Annotated in this window: 19 protein-coding genes; 10 read left to right on the forward strand and 9 right to left on the reverse strand. The window is 57.1% G+C overall.

Annotated features, from left to right (window positions below):
• The 8 genes from AC515T_RS06810 to AC515T_RS06845 all read right to left on the reverse strand — a co-directional run bounded on the left by AC515T_RS06810 (nucleotide 1) and on the right by AC515T_RS06845 (nucleotide 4,775).
• Entirely contained in the window at nucleotides 1-204 is a 204-nt protein-coding gene (locus AC515T_RS06810; RefSeq protein ID WP_464710687.1) for a helix-turn-helix transcriptional regulator, read from the reverse strand.
• Nucleotides 201-1,946: a DNA cytosine methyltransferase gene (locus AC515T_RS06815; protein WP_496531898.1), complete on the reverse strand. Its 1,746-nt coding sequence runs from the start codon at nucleotides 1,944-1,946 to the stop codon at nucleotides 201-203. The genes AC515T_RS06810 and AC515T_RS06815 overlap by 4 nt, the downstream gene beginning before the upstream one ends.
• Nucleotides 1,947-2,190: 244 nt before the next feature.
• Nucleotides 2,191-2,733 (reverse strand): phosphohydrolase, encoded by a 543-nt coding sequence (locus tag AC515T_RS06820; RefSeq protein ID WP_496531899.1) that lies wholly within the window; start codon nucleotides 2,731-2,733, stop codon nucleotides 2,191-2,193.
• Nucleotides 2,730-2,951 (reverse strand): hypothetical protein, encoded by a 222-nt coding sequence (locus AC515T_RS06825; protein WP_496531900.1) that lies wholly within the window; start codon nucleotides 2,949-2,951, stop codon nucleotides 2,730-2,732. The genes AC515T_RS06820 and AC515T_RS06825 overlap by 4 nt, the downstream gene beginning before the upstream one ends.
• Complete coding sequence (locus AC515T_RS06830) at nucleotides 2,948-3,364, reverse strand: hypothetical protein (RefSeq protein WP_496531901.1); 417 nt, start codon at nucleotides 3,362-3,364, stop codon at nucleotides 2,948-2,950. The genes AC515T_RS06825 and AC515T_RS06830 overlap by 4 nt, the downstream gene beginning before the upstream one ends.
• 49 nt (nucleotides 3,365-3,413) lie before the next feature.
• The gene (locus tag AC515T_RS06835; protein ID WP_496531902.1) at nucleotides 3,414-3,737 is read right to left on the reverse strand and encodes a pyocin activator PrtN family protein; all 324 of its coding nucleotides are present in this window, start codon (nucleotides 3,735-3,737) and stop codon (nucleotides 3,414-3,416) included.
• Between the two features lie 158 nt (nucleotides 3,738-3,895).
• Nucleotides 3,896-4,180, reverse strand: coding sequence for a phage antirepressor KilAC domain-containing protein (locus AC515T_RS06840; RefSeq protein ID WP_072348346.1), 285 nt, complete (start codon nucleotides 4,178-4,180; stop codon nucleotides 3,896-3,898).
• Nucleotides 4,181-4,190: 10 nt separating this feature from the next.
• Complete coding sequence (locus AC515T_RS06845; RefSeq protein WP_496531903.1) at nucleotides 4,191-4,775, reverse strand: hypothetical protein; 585 nt, start codon at nucleotides 4,773-4,775, stop codon at nucleotides 4,191-4,193.
• A 359-nt stretch (nucleotides 4,776-5,134) separates the two neighbouring features.
• Between AC515T_RS06845 and AC515T_RS06850 the strand changes: the two genes are divergently transcribed.
• The gene (locus tag AC515T_RS06850) at nucleotides 5,135-6,385 is read left to right on the forward strand and encodes an AAA family ATPase (RefSeq protein WP_496531904.1); all 1,251 of its coding nucleotides are present in this window, start codon (nucleotides 5,135-5,137) and stop codon (nucleotides 6,383-6,385) included.
• On the forward strand, nucleotides 6,378-7,136 hold the full coding sequence (locus AC515T_RS06855) for an HNH endonuclease family protein (protein ID WP_496531905.1): 759 nt from the start codon (nucleotides 6,378-6,380) through the stop codon (nucleotides 7,134-7,136). Before AC515T_RS06850 ends, AC515T_RS06855 begins: the two co-directional genes overlap by 8 nt.
• Before the next feature lies 1 nt (nucleotide 7,137).
• Here AC515T_RS06855 and AC515T_RS06860 read toward each other — a convergent pair whose 3' ends face one another.
• On the reverse strand, nucleotides 7,138-7,869 hold the full coding sequence (locus AC515T_RS06860; protein WP_496531906.1) for a LexA family protein: 732 nt from the start codon (nucleotides 7,867-7,869) through the stop codon (nucleotides 7,138-7,140).
• Between the two features lie 78 nt (nucleotides 7,870-7,947).
• Between AC515T_RS06860 and AC515T_RS06865 the strand changes: the two genes are divergently transcribed.
• The 8 genes from AC515T_RS06865 (at nucleotide 7,948) to AC515T_RS06900 (ending at nucleotide 15,465) form a co-directional block, all read left to right on the forward strand.
• The gene (locus tag AC515T_RS06865) at nucleotides 7,948-8,208 is read left to right on the forward strand and encodes a hypothetical protein (RefSeq protein ID WP_496531907.1); all 261 of its coding nucleotides are present in this window, start codon (nucleotides 7,948-7,950) and stop codon (nucleotides 8,206-8,208) included.
• A gap of 332 nt (nucleotides 8,209-8,540) precedes the next feature.
• Nucleotides 8,541-9,059: a phage regulatory CII family protein gene (locus tag AC515T_RS06870; protein ID WP_043042002.1), complete on the forward strand. Its 519-nt coding sequence runs from the start codon at nucleotides 8,541-8,543 to the stop codon at nucleotides 9,057-9,059.
• The gene (locus AC515T_RS06875) at nucleotides 9,052-9,279 is read left to right on the forward strand and encodes a TraR/DksA family transcriptional regulator (protein WP_496531908.1); all 228 of its coding nucleotides are present in this window, start codon (nucleotides 9,052-9,054) and stop codon (nucleotides 9,277-9,279) included. The genes AC515T_RS06870 and AC515T_RS06875 overlap by 8 nt, the downstream gene beginning before the upstream one ends.
• On the forward strand, nucleotides 9,269-11,488 hold the full coding sequence (locus tag AC515T_RS06880; RefSeq protein ID WP_496531909.1) for a VapE domain-containing protein: 2,220 nt from the start codon (nucleotides 9,269-9,271) through the stop codon (nucleotides 11,486-11,488). Before AC515T_RS06875 ends, AC515T_RS06880 begins: the two co-directional genes overlap by 11 nt.
• Nucleotides 11,481-11,840 (forward strand): PA0613 family protein, encoded by a 360-nt coding sequence (locus AC515T_RS06885; RefSeq protein ID WP_496531910.1) that lies wholly within the window; start codon nucleotides 11,481-11,483, stop codon nucleotides 11,838-11,840. The genes AC515T_RS06880 and AC515T_RS06885 overlap by 8 nt, the downstream gene beginning before the upstream one ends.
• 513 nt (nucleotides 11,841-12,353) lie before the next feature.
• Nucleotides 12,354-12,698 (forward strand): phage holin family protein, encoded by a 345-nt coding sequence (locus tag AC515T_RS06890; protein ID WP_134923547.1) that lies wholly within the window; start codon nucleotides 12,354-12,356, stop codon nucleotides 12,696-12,698.
• Between the two features lie 147 nt (nucleotides 12,699-12,845).
• The gene (locus tag AC515T_RS06895) at nucleotides 12,846-13,448 is read left to right on the forward strand and encodes a terminase small subunit (RefSeq protein WP_496531911.1); all 603 of its coding nucleotides are present in this window, start codon (nucleotides 12,846-12,848) and stop codon (nucleotides 13,446-13,448) included.
• Nucleotides 13,449-13,452: 4 nt separating this feature from the next.
• Entirely contained in the window at nucleotides 13,453-15,465 is a 2,013-nt protein-coding gene (locus AC515T_RS06900) for a phage terminase large subunit family protein (RefSeq protein WP_496531912.1), read from the forward strand.
• Nucleotide 15,466: the final 1 nt, after the last annotated feature.

A 15,466-nucleotide genomic window follows, 5' to 3' on the forward strand; every position in this document is an offset into this window, starting at 1 on the left:
TCAAGCTGCTGTCTTCACTTGCCAATCCGTTGGATCCGCTTGCCAGGATGCAATTTCTGATGCTCTCCAGCCGACTCGCCCTGGTGAGATACGGACTTGAGCTGGGAACCGTTTTGCTTTCACTTCACGCCAGAGTGTGGCGTGTGAGAGCGACGTTACCGCAAGTACCTCTACCTCCTTCAAATAACGATCAAGGGTGGTCATGCCGCCACCTCTATCAACTCATAATCGGCCCGATCTGTATTGGCGCCGATCAGAGCCATCATCGGCCATGGTGATACAGAGTTACCCACCATCAGTACCTGGTCTTTCTTGCTGAACTTCCGCCCGTCGTGGCCATGGTCAATCACGTAGTTGTCCGGAAAGCCCTGGGCTCGGTAAAGCTCCCGTGGCGTCAGCATGCGCATGCCAATGTCGACGATGACGTATGGCGTGCCCTTGATCACCACGGTAACCAGGGCCAGCCGATCCCGTGTGGTGATCGTGGCGGCCGGATCGCGCAGGTCGTAGATGTTGTCGGTGCCGTAGTACCCCATCAGGAAAGCGGCAACGCGCAGAGCGCCTTCCTCCACGTCTGGTGCGAGTGTGTACTCGAGCAGCGCGTGATGTTCTGCGCCGGCACAGATCGTTGAGATCGGCTCATCCATTGCGCTGCCCACACAGTTCTTGCGCAGGGTGAGCAGATTAGCGGTCACCAACTGTTGTTGGCTGCCCGTGGTGGTTATCGCTGTCAGAGGCTGACCTGGGTGCCGCCCCAGCGTTTCGTTGAAGCCACCGTTGTGTTGTGCGATGTAGGCCACGGCGAGCGCAAAGTGCCCACCCTTGACCTGCGCGCAGATGGTCCCCAACGGTGCATCAGCAGGCATGGTTCGCTGGGATGTCGCATTGGCGTGCTCTGTGAGGAAAGGCGCGACTTGTGGTGTCACCAGGGCGAAGCCATGCGCGCCGGTAATGGTCTTGGTTGGATCTTGCACGGACTGGCATCGCGCCATGTCGTTGCCTGCATGGTTGACGCTTACGATGAACGGATCGGCATGATCGATCACATAGCGATGGGCACCTTTACGCACGCGCTCCATAGTCTTGCCTGCCAATGGCCGGCGAACACCAGCGGTCCGGCCTTCTTCTTTCGTCAGGAAGATGCTCGGGCAGGGGATCGACCAGTCGATGCAACTGGCTGCGTTACGCCAAGCTTTTTGGCCCTTTGCGGGTGTCTTGAAGTGGGTCGGCTCCGGCCAATACAGGGGCTTACCATCACATCGAGCTACCATGTAAAGGCGGTCACGTGTAGTCGCGGCGCCAAAATCACAGGCTTTGAGCTTTCCATGCAGAATGTCATAACCCATGTTCTTGAGGATCTGCAGGAAGCGGCGCCAAGTCTTGCCCTTTCGTTTCGGATCAGGCACCAGGTATTGATCCTGGACCGGAACGCGCTCGCCTGGTGCGGCCACGCTCCCATCGCGGCGAATCACCCGGCCGGTGGTTTTGCATCGCTTAGCAATCAAGGGGCCCCATTGCAGGATCTGCCAGACGTTTTCCATAGTGATGAGGTCGGGTTTGACCTGCCCGGCCCACTTGACGGTGACCCATGACAGAGAGCGGCTGGCACTGCTGCGTGGTTGACCTCCAGCGGCAAGGCTGTGATGGGTACATTCGGGGCTTGCGTGTAGATGTGCGACGGGGCGGCCTCGTGTCGCCTTTCGGGGGCACACCTCATAGACGTCCGAGATGTAATGCTCTGCGCCTGGGTGGTTGCGCTTGTGCATGCTGATGGCTTTGGGGTTGTGGTTGATCGCGATATCGACGGCTTTGCCCGTAGCCATTTCCTGGCCCATGGTTGCGCCGCCGCCACCGGCAAACAGGTCGACGCGGATCTTGCCCATGAGATCGAGGCCGAATTGTGTAATGACGGCAGTGCTTAGTGGTGTTTGGGAAAAGGCTGTCATACCCAGCCTCCATGCGTATACCCCACGACAGGCTGCGCGAGCGGGCGATCCTGAGCGATTAGCGTTGCTTCAGTGTGCGCTGCCCCGCGCAGCTTTTCGTGGGGTATAAGCGCCTCGGCGGTGCTGCTGGGAAGAGCAGTAATGCCTGCTGCTGCGCAGCAGAGGCTGTTTTTTACAGGCGCGTCGACCCTGCTAGCGCTGCGGAGCAAAGCGGCCTGGGATGGGGTGTGGTTCTGTACTTGCTTCATGCCGCTTTCCTCCGGTGTTCGATAGCGAGTTGGTCCATCAGGCGCTGGTGGTAGGTGAGCCGGGCTTCGGTGGGTGACCACGGCCGGATGCGTTCTGGCGCGGGTTCGATGCCGACAAGGCAATCCCAGGTGGCCGGGTCGGGTGGCATCAGGTCGCGGCGTTCGGTGGCCAGGGCGATCAGGTCGGCTTGGGTGACGGATGCCGGCATGACCTGATCGATGCTGAAGCGGGTGCAAATGCACTCCCAGATCCAAGACTCGACATGCTGGTAGGCGTGCATCCAATGCTTGAGCGGTCGCACCATGTCGCCGATGTAGGCTTCGGTAGCGCCGTGGAGGAGGGCGGCGAGCTTGTGCTCGGTCGGCACCAGATCCGCAACCAAGCAACTATGCTGGGCCACGCTGTAGAACTCGCGGGTGTGGCCGTTGAAGCGGCACAGGTGAGCCAGCGAGTGAGCAATGTCACGCGGGTCGATCATGGCGGCGTACGGCTCGAACAGGTCAAAGCGTTTGCCGGTTTGGGTGAGGATCCAGGTCATGCTGCCTCCTTGATCAGGTCGGCGAGCAGCAGGGCGTTCTGGGTATCCTTGTGCAGCTTGCGCAGGGCTTCATAGCCGATCAGCAGCGACAGTTGTCGGTCAAACTCTTTGCGGAATCGAGTCACTTCGCGCAGTTCGGCGGTGGCTTTGGCGTGTTGCTGGTGCAGCACGCCGGCGTCTTGAGGTGAGAGGCGTAGCATCGGGCAATGACGGCTCATGCTGCATCCTCCACTTTGACCTGATCCAGCAGAGCGGCCATGCCCAGTGCTTTTTCGCGCAGGTCGAGCGCCTGCTGTGCCTGTGCCTTCGAACTCATGGCGCGGAAGGTGTCAGAGGCCAGCCTCAGTTTTTCGGCGATCTGCATAAGCGTTTGGCGCTCTCGAGGGCCGAAGGCTTGGCTTTCTTTCAGCCGCTTCGCATGGGCTGCGAGGTGCTTGTGATCGGCGCGGATGAATTGGAGGGCTGCCTCCAGCTCACGAATGGTTTTCGCGTTGGCGGCGCGTTCGTCGTTCGTGCCCTCTTCGATCCCTTCGACGCGGCCGTCAATCAGCCCGCCTCGGTAGCCGGTCCAGTAGATGAGGGCCGCGCTGACTATCAGGCCGATCAATGCGCAGATTTGAATTGCAGACATGTGGTGTGCTCCTGGTGGTGTGGGTGGCTGGTGGTGGCAGCCGTTACGGTTAGGCTTCTTCGGTTGCGTCGGCCTGGGCCTTCGCGTGGACTTCGTCGGCCCTGTAGGCCTGGATGTCGATCAGTGCCGCGACGTGGCGGATGTGCGCGTACTTCGGTGCCTTGCGGCTGCTGTCCAGCGTGGTCACGGGCAGTTGAATGCGGCCGCTGGTGATTTCGGCTGCAAACGACTGCTCGTTGAGGTTGCGGAAGTACTGCACGCGCAGCTTTTCGAGGGGGATAAGCACGTCGCCGAAGGTGCGATACAGCAGCTCGACGGTAGCCGTTTCCGGTGCTGGCATCAGGCGCAGCGGGTTTTGGGGCTGGCTAGTCATGAGGCTTTGGGCTCTCCATGCGTTTATTTCGGGCTGGGTGATTCCAGGCATTCAGGCAATGGCGTTTGGTCAGCTCGCGCAGATGCTCCGGCACCTCAAGGAGCGCGGCGTTGCGCTCCTCTCGGGTGCGTAGGGCGATGATCTGGCGGGCGTATTCCCTAGGCCACGTCACGGTTGTCTGCCGGGATGGCAGGAAGGTCGAGGCCCAGTTGCTCCGCTAGCCAGGGGATGCCGGCCTGTCGAACGCGTGTCGATTGGCTGTACTGCATGCCCAGCGTGTCGTGGTACCAGTTGCTGTCCTTGACCCGAAGGTATTCACGGTCGCGGACGGGGAACGCCGGCAGGTTGCGGTCGGTGAGCAGACCCTTCTCACGCATGAGCTTGATCAGGGCGGGGCGGGTCAGGCCGAAGTGCTTGGCGGTCTTTTCGAGATTGCGCTCCATGGCATACCTCTTAAGCTGCGTGCGCGGCGGGTGTCGCCAGCGCAGCCAGGTGGTTGATGGATTCGCAAACCTGCTCGTACATCTCGGCGTCGGTGCCGTACACGGTGAAGCATTTGGTGCGTGGGCTTTTGACGCCGATGCTCATGACTACCGTGATCCCAGAGCGTGTCCGTGTTCGGTGTACGGCGAGCCGGATCGGCAGCTGAAAGCCCAGGTCTAGGTCGATAAATCCCCCAGTGCAAACCAGTCTGTAAACCTCTTCGCGCTGTTGTGTACTGAAAGCGCCGTACTCGCGTTCAGCATGGCGTACCGAGTGGGGTTCGCCAGTTTGGTCAAAAGGGCCGTTAATGATCTCCTCAATGAAATCTGCCAGCGTCAGGTGTGTTTTTTTTGTGTTGGGCAAGGTCAGCGTGTGGCGCGCTGATCCCAGCTCAATGGTGAAGGTGCTGTCCGCCTTGTTGCGTTCAACTGTCAACCGAAACGCCAACACATCGCGGCGAGGCGTTGACCGTAAGGTGTGGTTGAAAGTCCCGCTTATGTTCACCTGGGCACTGAGCAAGGTAAGCGTGCGGTTGCCAATTTTGAATTTGCTCATGCTGCCCGGCCTCCGTTCGGATCGAATGGAGTTGATGCCGTACGGGCTTGTGACTTTGGCTTGGATGGGATGAAGCGGCAGCCGTGGCTATGTGCGAGTCGCCTTACTTCGAAGATGCGCGATAGGTCGGCAACGGCCGGGTGGATGTGTAGGGATGCAGTGGTGTGCATGGTATCGTCTCGCTCTGTGGTGGAAGAGTGAGCACAATATCAACCAATAGTTTACATAAGTCAACAACCATTGGTTGCGCTTTCGATGCTTGTACGTATCATTTTTAATGGCCATCATTCGTATGCTCAATTCTGTGCTACGTGAGCACGCTGATCGACAAGACTCAAGGGCTTGCAGTGGAGGCTATTATGAATGATGTCTATATAGAGAAATTACATGTTAGTGGCGTGCGTCAGTTTGACCGCTTTAACATCAGTTTTAACAAGGGATTTAACTTTATAGCCGGGCCGAATGGCTGTGGAAAAACTTCAATCTTGACATGCATTTCGCATTGTTTTAATGGGACTGATTCTAACTCGCGTTTTGATGAGGGCTCGGCTTTTTGGGTCGATATGACCTGCGCAGAAAATAAATACCGGCTAGGGCTGAATAAGGGGTCCTTCCATAAAAGTAGATATAGACATACGAGGCTGAAAGCATGGGTTGTGCCGCCTGTTGAGAACGGACGGGAGTCCTTAGATAGTTCTAATGCGAGCAGTACCTTGAGGGAATATTGTCCGCTGTTCATTGGGGCTTACCGGAACATACAATATAAAACGCTCGCGGGTATGGCTCGGGAAAAAGATAAAGAGCAGAGCAGAATGGATTATATTTCTAAAGCCCCGAATTCCCTCGAGGGCTCTTGGAATCCAGATATTAAGCAGTGGCTAGTAAATAGATATTTCATTATTGATAAGGAATGGGCTGTAGAGGAAAGGCTCAATTGGAATCATCTTTTAGAAAACCTAAGGGTGATAGGTCCATTTGAGAGCTGTTTTACTTTTAAGGAAATCGGAAGAGATCACGAGCCGGTGTTTTCCGTCTACGGACGCTTATGTTATTTAGAAGAGCTTTCCTCTGGCTATCAGGCAGTTCTTTCGATAATTGCTAATATTTTTGAATGGGTTGAAAGTGTTAATGAAGAAGGGCACCGTAGTGTAAAAGAGGCGAAGGGAGTCGTATTGATTGATGAACTGGATCTTCATTTGCATCCTGAATGGCAGCTGACACTACGTGATGCGCTTCAGTCCATCTTCCCAAGCTTGCAATTCATAGTGACAACTCACTCTCCTCATATTCTTGCTTCTGCCAGAGCTAATGAAGTTATCGCTATGCCGTCTGGCCCGTTCCCATTAATCTGCGATATCACTCCAACTTCAAATTCATATGCTGGATGGAATACTGATCAGATTCTTGTAGAGATCATGGATGTACGTAGTCTGGAGAACAAGCTTCATGAGGAATTGGTGGCGAAAGCATTGGATCAGATAGAAAAAAGGTCTACTGAAGGTTTGAAAGCCGCGATTTTAGAGCTTTCAAAAGTAAGTCATCCAAGCGATTCAATTGTTACGGTGTTGAATGCGCGCTTGGCATCCCTAATGGTTGCACACAATGATTAAACTTACTAGAAAAGACGAGCCAGCAATTTTAGTTAGTAGCAAGGAAAAATGGCTAGCTGAACTGCAAACGGCTATTGATAAGTATGGTGCTTATAAAAATATACCAGATCTGGAAAAGGCTTCCCTAACTGCCAACTATCGCCATCAAGATATAAAGGACGCATTGGTGGAAAGTTCTAATGGGAAATGCGCTTTTTGTGAATGTATTCCTGCTGAGGGAGGTAATGTAGAGGTAGAGCACTTCAAGCCAAAGTCAATCTATCCGGATTTAACATTTGAGTGGGTAAATTTTCTGCCGTCATGCCGCAAGTGTAATGGTACTAAACTATTTCATGATACCGGTTTAGAACCGATCATTAACCCATATGATGATGATCCAAGTTTAATTTTTTCTTTTGATGGGTTGCAGCTGAAAGTCCTCGACACTCCAAAAAAAACTATTGGTATGAAAACTATTGAAGTCTGTGGTTTGAATACCGTTCGCTTGTGGCGTCCCCGTGCGGATATATTGGTGAGCTTATATTGCTTTGCTGGAAGTTTAGAAGATGCTTTGGCTGAATTCAGGGGGGCGGATACAGAACGAAAAAAAATTAATAGGCTAAGGAGGATTTCGGAAGCTGTCGACCAAATAGAACTTCTTGCAAGTGAAAAAGAAAAATATTCATTTTTTTGTCTAAGTTTTTTGAAGAGTTGCGCTTCTTATATTGAGGCAAAGAAACTGCTCAATAAGGGCGTTAATCCTGAGTTGTGATCTACTCTGGAATAAAGGAGCCTACCACTTTTCCACAAATATGCGTCTCTTCCGTTATATCGATGATTGGATACTGTGGATTTATCGGTCTCAAAAATTGGCGTCCGGCATCTTCTACCAATATTTTGAATGTCGCCTCATTGGTACGTGGAACTCTTGCGATTACACGATCGCCTGTCTTGGTTTCCGCCTCAGGGTCGACAAAAATAATGCAGCCGGCGGGGTAGCTACGTCCGGGCCCGGGGTTCGTCATCGAATCGCCAAGAACTTTAAGTGCGTAACCATGATGGCTAATCGGCACGGGGCAAGAAATCCAGTAATCGGCCTCGTATGATTCAAAATTGATGATCGCCTCACTCCAGGCTCCTGCTTGAACCCAAGAAATTAACGGAACCTTCCCAAAACGGTGATTTATTTCGCTGACATTGCTCGTAAATGCGGCAGCAAATTGACTCGCGCTACTTTCACCGATCAGCTCCTTTGGCCCGATTCCATACTCCAGCCATTCCCGTCGAATTTTCAACCATGAGCTGAGCGCAGCCATGCTATCTGGTTCGGGCACAGCTTCGCCATTCAGCCATTTGCTAACGGCTTGAGTGGTTTTCTCCACTCCAAGACCTTTCAGTTGGCGATGTATATCCACGCCTCTACCACGGCTGCGCACGCCGGCATCATTCAAGGCTTCGTGAAGGCGCTCGCTAAAAGCTGCGCGGAGAGAAATTTTATCAACCATGGGTTGAGAGTCTCATAAAGGTTGCGCAATAGTCAGTTGATCTATAACATCAACCTTGAGTTGATAAATGGAGCTTCTATGTTGGATCCAGCAGATTTTCCGAACGCGATAGCTTTCGCTTTTGAAGCTGTAGGCGGTATCGGGGCCGCCGCAAGGATATGCAATCGAAGCTATCAGGCTTTGAACAAATGGCGTCGGGCTGGATGCCTGCCGCGTACGGACTACACCGGCGAAACAAAATATGCTGAGCAGCTAGCAGTAGCTGCGAAGCAGAAAGGCAATGCGTTTCAAGCATCCTGGTTACTGACTGTTTCGGCTCCTCATAAAGCCGTCGCATAGTGAGAAAAAAGGCGACCCAAAGGTCGCCCAGTTCCTCCCGACACGCACCACCACAGCGCTGTCGGGTCGCGATAAAGGTAGGCGGGCACACCACATGCAAACCACCTCCCTTTATCGCGCTTTCCCAAGGCTCGGAAGCCTTGGTGTTGCTGCCTTTTCCACCACAGATTGGGCAGCTGTTGCGCCAGGGATGAACAACGGATTGTTCGCCCCGGCACGGTGCCGGTGTCGATCCCTAAGATCTATCCGGCGTTTGGGCCCTTTCAAGCCACGCGGCAAATGTATCACCACTGCATGTCGCGCGGCACTGGCAACTTTCAAGGATTAATGCCATGAGCCGAATCGCTCTGAGTTGCGTCGAACGAGCACAGCGGGAAGTCCTGCCGCTCGATCTGGCGCTTTACCATGCCGCCCGGGACTACCCAGGCGGCGCCGCTGCAATCGCCGCCACTACCGGACGAAACCCCACCACGCTGCAGCACAAGCTGTCCCCCACGCACCCCAGCCACTCGGTAAACATTCAAGAGTTTGGCGAGATCCTCGAGCTGACCAAGGACAGACGCATCCTGGACGCGGTGCATGCCTTGGTCGGCGATACGATCTGGCACGAACTGTCTGAGGTTTACACCACTGACATGCCGGAAACCCTGACCATCGGTCTTGCAGAGTATTTTCGGCAGGTGGCCGATCTGGCCGATACCTGGGCCAAGAGCATTGGCGATGGTGTGGTTAGCGACCACGAGCTGGCCGCGATCCGTCTGCAGGTGTTTCGAGGTATCCAGGGGCTGCTGGGATTGTTTAACCGCGCCACGTACGTCAACCACACAACGCGGGGTGACGGCCGTGGCTGACATTGCTGATTTCGCCAATGACCTGGTGCAGGAGCGCATCGATCAGGCGCTTGCTGCTCGCAGTGCGTTCAAGCCGGCATTGCCTGGGCATTCGTTGTTGTTCTGTGAAACCTGCGACGATCCGATCCCCGAGGCACGGCGACTGGCCCAGCAGGGCTGCACGCAGTGTGTGAACTGTCAGTCCATCGACGAGATGCGGGAGGCTCGTCATGCTCGATGACGTGCTGAATCAATTTGCGGACTTCGGTCTGGAGCCCGCGCAGCCGCTGATTTACGGCACGCTGACTCGATGCAAGACCGCCCTGGATAAGGGCAAAGAGAAAAACGGCTGGTACGTTCTACACGAGCACCACACCGAGAAGGGCGAAACCCTGATCTTTGGTGCGTTCGGCGATTGGCGTACAGGGGAAACGCACAAGATCAAGGTAAAGCCCGGCCGGATGACTCCTGAAGAGCGTGAAGTCATGCGCGCTCGTCAGGAGGAAGCCAAGCGCAAGGCCGCTGAGAAGGCTGCCAACGCTGCCCGTCGAGCGGCTAACCGTGCCGCTGGTCTGTTCAAGCGGATGCCCGAGAAAGGTCGTAGCGCCTACCTGGATCGAAAGCAGATCGTGGGTCTCGGCGTTCGTTATGCCCCGCGCTCCGGCGCGGTTTTGGTGCCCATGCAAAACGCTCGGGACCAGATCGTCGGATTACAAGTGATATTCCCCGAGAAGCAAGAGGACACCGGCCGCGACAAATCATACTGGCCCTACGGTATGGCGAAGGAGGGGGCTTTTCTTTTGATCGGTCCGCACCCGGAGCCGGGCGAGCCGATTCTTGAATGCGAGGGATATGCCACCGGCATAAGCCTGCATATGGCGACCTCGCTCACGGTCGCGGTGGCCTTTGATGCGGGCAATTTACTGGCTGTTGCCAAGATCATGCGTGAGCGTTTCCCGGGGCGCCCGATCATCATCTGTCGTGACGATGACTGGAAAACCAAACGCCCGAATGGCGATCCCTGGAACCCAGGTGAAGAGAAGGCCAACAACGCGGCTACGGTTGTGGGTGGTCAGGTCGTTGGCCCGATCTTTTCGGGTGAGCGGGAGGACAAGTGGACCGACTTCAACGACCTGCATTGTGCGGAAGGTTTGGAGGCGGTGCGCCGTCAGGTGTTAGCAGTGGTCAAGCCTCCTGCAGCGGGTGGCTGGAAAGACTGGTTGGCCCGGACCGAAAATGGCATGTTGATTGCGCATATGCAAAATGTCGAGCTGATCCTGAGCAACGATGAGCGCTGGTCCGGTGTGATTGGCTTCAGCGCCTTCAGCTCCAAGATCGTCAAGCTGCGTGCTGCCCCGTATGGCGGCGGCGTCGGCGATTGGGCCGACATTGACGACATGCTGGTGATGAAGTGGCTCGCCCAGCAATATAACTTGCGGGTCAAGGCCAGCAGCGTGATCGAGGCGGTGAGCGTTGTTGCTCATGACAACGCATTTCATCCGGTACGCAATTACCTCAATGGCCTGGAATGGGACCGAGTGCCACGGCTCGATACCTGGTTGACGGACATCATGGGTGTTGCCCCTTCGGACTACAGCTCAAAGGTAGGTAAGCGCTGGATGGTGTCGGCAGTCGGCCGGGTGATGCAGCCGGGCTGCAAGGCTGACTCGGTGATGATCCTCGAAGGTGCGCAGGGCGCTGGTAAGTCCACGGCCATGTCGGTATTGGGCGGTGACTGGTTTATGGATACCCCGTTCGCTTTGGGCGACAAGGATGGATTCCAGGCGATTCGCGGCAAGTGGATCGTTGAGCTGGGGGAGCTGGACAGCTTCAACAAGGCCGAGTCCACCAAGGCGAAGCAGTTCTTTTCCGCCTCGACTGACACCTATCGCGAAAGCTATGGCCGCAGAACGATGGACGTGCCACGCCAGTGTGTTTTCGTGGGTACGACGAACCAGGACGAATACCTGAAGGACGCCACCGGCAACCGGCGTTATTGGCCGGTCGCCTGTACCAAGGTTGAGCTGGATAAGTTGCGCGAGATCCGCGACCAGCTGTGGGCCGAGGCGATGTTTTGCTATCAGTCCGGCGATATCTGGTGGGTCAATCGGGAGGAGGCTCCGTTGTTCGCCGAGGCCCAGGAAGAGCGCTTTGTGGTGGATGAGTGGGAAGGCCCCATCCTGGCTTGGCTCGAAGAGTCTCAGATTGGCGAGACCGCAACCGGCACCGACATTCTCCTGGGGGCGTTGAAGCTGGATTACGGCCACTGGGGCAAGCCAGAACAGATGCGCGTTGGAGCGATCATGCATCGGTTGGGTTGGCGCAAGGTCCGGCTACCCGCGTTGCCTAAGAGCGGCGTCCGGCCCTGGGGCTACAAGAAGCCACAAGATTGGGGCAGGGCATCGAACCTGAAAGTTCAGCCGGTCGAGGAGCCATGTTTCGATGATTAAGGAGATTGATGCGCGTCTGCGCAAATGGGCCGAGGATCTGCATTGCGGCCTGAGTGCGGGCGGGCTCGCCGGTGGGAACATGGTTGCCATGATGATGGAGAGCAATGGGCAGTTGATTCGAGGTCGACGTGCGTTCCGGGCGCCCTTAGAAGGTTCGCTGGATATTGAGCTGATCGTGACCAAACACCTTGATCCTCTGCATGTGCAAATCGTGCGAGAGCACTACTGTAACCAGGACTCCGACATGCGCTTGAAGTATGCCCACTGCGGCTGCGGGCGCGACACCTACTACCAGCGTCTGCATGAAGCGCACCTGTGCATCTATTGGTTGCTGATGGGGATTGCTGCTTGATCCTTTCTGCGTCCGTGGCTGTCCAACCGGTTCGCCTTGTCCCACTGCCGCTTGATGCAGTTGGACAAGCGCGGGCCGCGTTGTTGTTGGTGTGTCCTACTGTCCAACCTTCCCGCACGTCCCGCCCATGTGTGAGCGCAGCGGGAGCACATACGCGCCCATGGCGCGCACGCGTGCTCTTAGCTTTTTCTCTTTTACGGGAGAGAAGGGTAAATAAAGTAGGACAGTGGGGCAGGCCCCGATTCTAGGCGCCTGTAGCTGTCCTACTTCGACCCGAGATAGTTGGACAGGAAGGACAGCGCCGCAGGCGCTGGAAGCCGGAATAAAGATATTCGCCGACATTGCCTAGGCGTTCACCAGACATTCACCGGGTGGCATTAAAACAGGCTTGCTGCCACCGGAATCGACCTGTAAAAAGTACTCATCTTCGATAGGTGCGACCGCATAAAGCGGCAGTCACCACACACCAAACCCGGCCCTTGCGCCGGGTTTTTGCATTTAAGGGGCGGGGCAATGACGAACGAGCAGCAAGCGCTGGCAGAAATGCCGATCTGGTTAGTGATACTTCTGGCCTTGGTCGGTGGCGTATCGGGGGAGATGTGGCGGGCCGACAAGGACGGGGCGCGGGGCTGGGTGTTATTGAGGCGCTTGGCACTGCGGTCCGGTGGCTGCGTTGTCTGCGGGGTGTCGGCGATGATGTTGATGATCGCCGCCGGCATGTCGCTCTGGACAGCAGGCGCCTTGGGAAGCCTGACGGCGATGGCCGGTGCTGATGTTGCCATCGGTCTTTACGAACGCTGGGCCGCCAAGCGGCTGGGTGTAGCCGAGGCACCACCCACCGCTGGCGGGCAAGGGTGATTTTGGCGCCGGGGACCCTGCCGTTTTTCCTGGGGTACGGGGTCGCAAACCCGCGGGAAAGCGTTAGCGGCAGGGTTGCCAGCTTACTGAAATTCAACCCGTTGAAATTGAAAGGTCTGCATTGAAAAGCCGTTGAAAGGAGGGCTCATGGCAGAACCACAGTACCTGTCGAAGAGCGCCTTCGCGGCCCGGATCGGCAGGGCACCGAGTTACATCACCTGGTTGAAAAACAACAACCGGCTGGTGCTCAGTGCCGACGGCAAACAAGTCGATGTTCAGGCCAGCGAAGCGTTGATTCGCGACACCGCCGACCCGAGCAAAGCCGCCGTTGCCGAGCGCCACCAGCAGGACCGGATCCAGCGTGATGTGTACGGCCATCTCTCAACCTCGGCCGAGCCGACTTCCATGGCTGCGCCGCCGCCCGCGAACATCCCTGCGGGGCAGCTCCCCGATTTCCAGAAAGCCCGCGCTCTGCGCGAGCACAACCTGGCCCAGCTCGCGGAAATCGAGCTGCACAAAGCCAAGGGATCGCTGGTCGCATTGCCCGCTGTGAAATTGGGCGCCTACAACGCTGGCCGCCTCCTGCGCGATCAGCTGTTTGGCATGCCGCCACAACTGGCGCCGGAGCTGGCGGTGATGACCGACCCCTGGGAAATCGAAAAGCACCTGACGGCGGCCTTGCGCCGCACGCTGGAGGACGCGGAGCGCCTGTCCTCGGCGGACCTTGAACACGCCCTGAACACGAGTTGAGCCTATGCCCACGGAAATCCCTGACGGTGCAGAGGTGTACCGCGAGGCGTATTTCCGTGGGCTGCGTCCCGACCCGGATGTCTGGATCGATGTATGGGCCGACGAATACATGCGCATCCCGCGTGACACCGGCGCCGCCGAGCCCGGCCAGTACCGCACGTCGCGTACACCGTATGCCCGCGAACCCATGCGTTGCTTGTCACCGGCTCACCCCAGCAAACGCGTGGTGACTATGGTTGCCTCGCAGTTGATGAAAACCCAGATCGCCTTGAACTGGATCGGCGGCCTGATCCACATGGCGCCGTCGAACATCCTGACGCTGCTGCCGAGCCTGGGCTTGGCGAAGCGGGTCTCCTCGCGGATTGGCAAGACCATCAAGGCCACGCCGGTCCTGCGCGAACGGGTGGCCTCCAGCCGCTCGCGGGACTCACGCAACACCATGGACACCAAGGAGTTCGAAGGCGGTTCGCTGTACGTCACTACAGCCGGCTCGGCGGCCAACCTTTCGGAGCTGTCGGCGCGCTACGTTTACGGCGATGAGATCGACCGCTGGGAAGTGGACATCGGGGAGGAGGGCGACCCCATCGAGCTGGCGGAAACGCGGGGCAGTACTTTCGGTCGCAATGCCAAGTTCTACTTCTCCAGTTCGCCAACCATCAAAGGTGCCTCGCGGATCTCCGACCTGTTCGAGGGCAGCGACCAGCGTCACTACTACGTCCCGTGCCCCACCTGCGGCCACATGCAGACCTTGGAATGGGAGCGCCTGCACTACTCGCGGGACTTCAGCGTGGTGCACTACCAGTGCGCAGGCCCTGATTGTGACGTGTTGATCGAGGAGTACCACAAGGCCGAGATGCTCGCCAAAGGCGAATGGCGCGCCCATGCCGAGGGTGACGGCGAGACGGTGGGGTTTACGCTCAACGCCTTGTATTCACCGCTCGGCTGGATGGACTGGAAGTCCCTCGCCAAGCAGTTCGAAAAGGCCAAAAAAGCCCAGGCCAAGGGCGACCTTGAACCGATGCAGGTGTTCTACAACACCCGTTTGGCGAAGGTATGGGACAGCGCCCAGGAGCAAACCAAGGCCGATACTCTGAAGCACCGGGCACGCCTGGAAAACTTCACCCTCGGCTCGATGCCGGCCGGCGTGCTAATGATCACCGGCGCCGTTGACGTCCAGGCCAACCGCCTGGAGTTCATGGCGATGGGGTGGGGCGTCGGCATGGAGCGCTGGGTCATTGACTACCAGATCGTCGCAGGCGACCCGGCAGATGATCGCACCTGGGCGGCGCTGGATGAATTGCTCAAGGCCAAATACCGGCATCCGTGCGGCGTTGGCCTGGGCATTCTGGCAACGGCTGTCGACTCCGGTGGCCATCACACCGACGAGGTCTATCAGTTCTGCCGCGTGCGCCGCTGGCGAAACGTGTTCGCCATCAAAGGCGCGAGCAAGCCCGGCAAGCCGGTGATTGCCCAGCGACCATCCATGGTGGATGTGACCTGGAAAGGCCAGACCGAACGCAACGGTGCGGAGCTGTGGTTTGTCGGTACCGACACGGCGAAAGACTGGATCTACAACCGCTATCCGTTCGAGTCCGGTCCGGGCGCGTTGCACTTTGCTAGCGACCTGCCGGACGACTTCTTCGCGCAGTGCGTGGCCGAACGTAAGGTCGCCCGATATGTGCGGGGTCACAAACGCATCGAATGGGTCAAGGGCAAGGCCGAGCGCAACGAAGCCCTCGACCTGATGGTGTACTGCCTTGCCATGGCGCATTACCTGGGTATCAACCGCTACAAGGAACACGACTGGGAGCGGGTCCGTCAGGCCCTGGCACAGGCCGGGTTGTTCGATGACGCGCTGGGGATCAAGCCCGTGCAGGGCGAACGAGTCACTCAGCCTGTTCCGGCGGCCATGCCACAACCAGCACCACAACCTGTCGCTCAAGCGGCTCAACCACGACCCGCTGCACCACCCCCTCAACGCCGCAGCTCCACTAGCGGCTATCTGAAGAGACGCTGAT

It is taken from the genome of Pseudomonas sp. FSO-7, assembly GCF_059579345.1.

Coding starts and splice junctions, on each gene's coding strand:
- AC515T_RS06810 (WP_464710687.1), bottom strand. CDS start 204: ATGACCACCCTTGATCGTTATTTGAAGGAGGTAGAGGTACTTGCGGTA.
- AC515T_RS06815 (WP_496531898.1), bottom strand. CDS start 1,946: ATGACAGCCTTTTCCCAAACACCACTAAGCACTGCCGTCATTACACAA.
- AC515T_RS06820 (WP_496531899.1), bottom strand. CDS start 2,733: ATGACCTGGATCCTCACCCAAACCGGCAAACGCTTTGACCTGTTCGAG.
- AC515T_RS06825 (WP_496531900.1), bottom strand. CDS start 2,951: ATGAGCCGTCATTGCCCGATGCTACGCCTCTCACCTCAAGACGCCGGC.
- AC515T_RS06830 (WP_496531901.1), bottom strand. CDS start 3,364: ATGTCTGCAATTCAAATCTGCGCATTGATCGGCCTGATAGTCAGCGCG.
- AC515T_RS06835 (WP_496531902.1), bottom strand. CDS start 3,737: ATGACTAGCCAGCCCCAAAACCCGCTGCGCCTGATGCCAGCACCGGAA.
- AC515T_RS06840 (WP_072348346.1), bottom strand. CDS start 4,180: ATGGAGCGCAATCTCGAAAAGACCGCCAAGCACTTCGGCCTGACCCGC.
- AC515T_RS06845 (WP_496531903.1), bottom strand. CDS start 4,775: ATGAGCAAATTCAAAATTGGCAACCGCACGCTTACCTTGCTCAGTGCC.
- AC515T_RS06850 (WP_496531904.1), top strand. CDS start 5,135: ATGAATGATGTCTATATAGAGAAATTACATGTTAGTGGCGTGCGTCAG.
- AC515T_RS06855 (WP_496531905.1), top strand. CDS start 6,378: ATGATTAAACTTACTAGAAAAGACGAGCCAGCAATTTTAGTTAGTAGC.
- AC515T_RS06860 (WP_496531906.1), bottom strand. CDS start 7,869: ATGGTTGATAAAATTTCTCTCCGCGCAGCTTTTAGCGAGCGCCTTCAC.
- AC515T_RS06865 (WP_496531907.1), top strand. CDS start 7,948: ATGTTGGATCCAGCAGATTTTCCGAACGCGATAGCTTTCGCTTTTGAA.
- AC515T_RS06870 (WP_043042002.1), top strand. CDS start 8,541: ATGAGCCGAATCGCTCTGAGTTGCGTCGAACGAGCACAGCGGGAAGTC.
- AC515T_RS06880 (WP_496531909.1), top strand. CDS start 9,269: ATGCTCGATGACGTGCTGAATCAATTTGCGGACTTCGGTCTGGAGCCC.
- AC515T_RS06885 (WP_496531910.1), top strand. CDS start 11,481: ATGATTAAGGAGATTGATGCGCGTCTGCGCAAATGGGCCGAGGATCTG.
- AC515T_RS06890 (WP_134923547.1), top strand. CDS start 12,354: ATGACGAACGAGCAGCAAGCGCTGGCAGAAATGCCGATCTGGTTAGTG.
- AC515T_RS06895 (WP_496531911.1), top strand. CDS start 12,846: ATGGCAGAACCACAGTACCTGTCGAAGAGCGCCTTCGCGGCCCGGATC.
- AC515T_RS06900 (WP_496531912.1), top strand. CDS start 13,453: ATGCCCACGGAAATCCCTGACGGTGCAGAGGTGTACCGCGAGGCGTAT.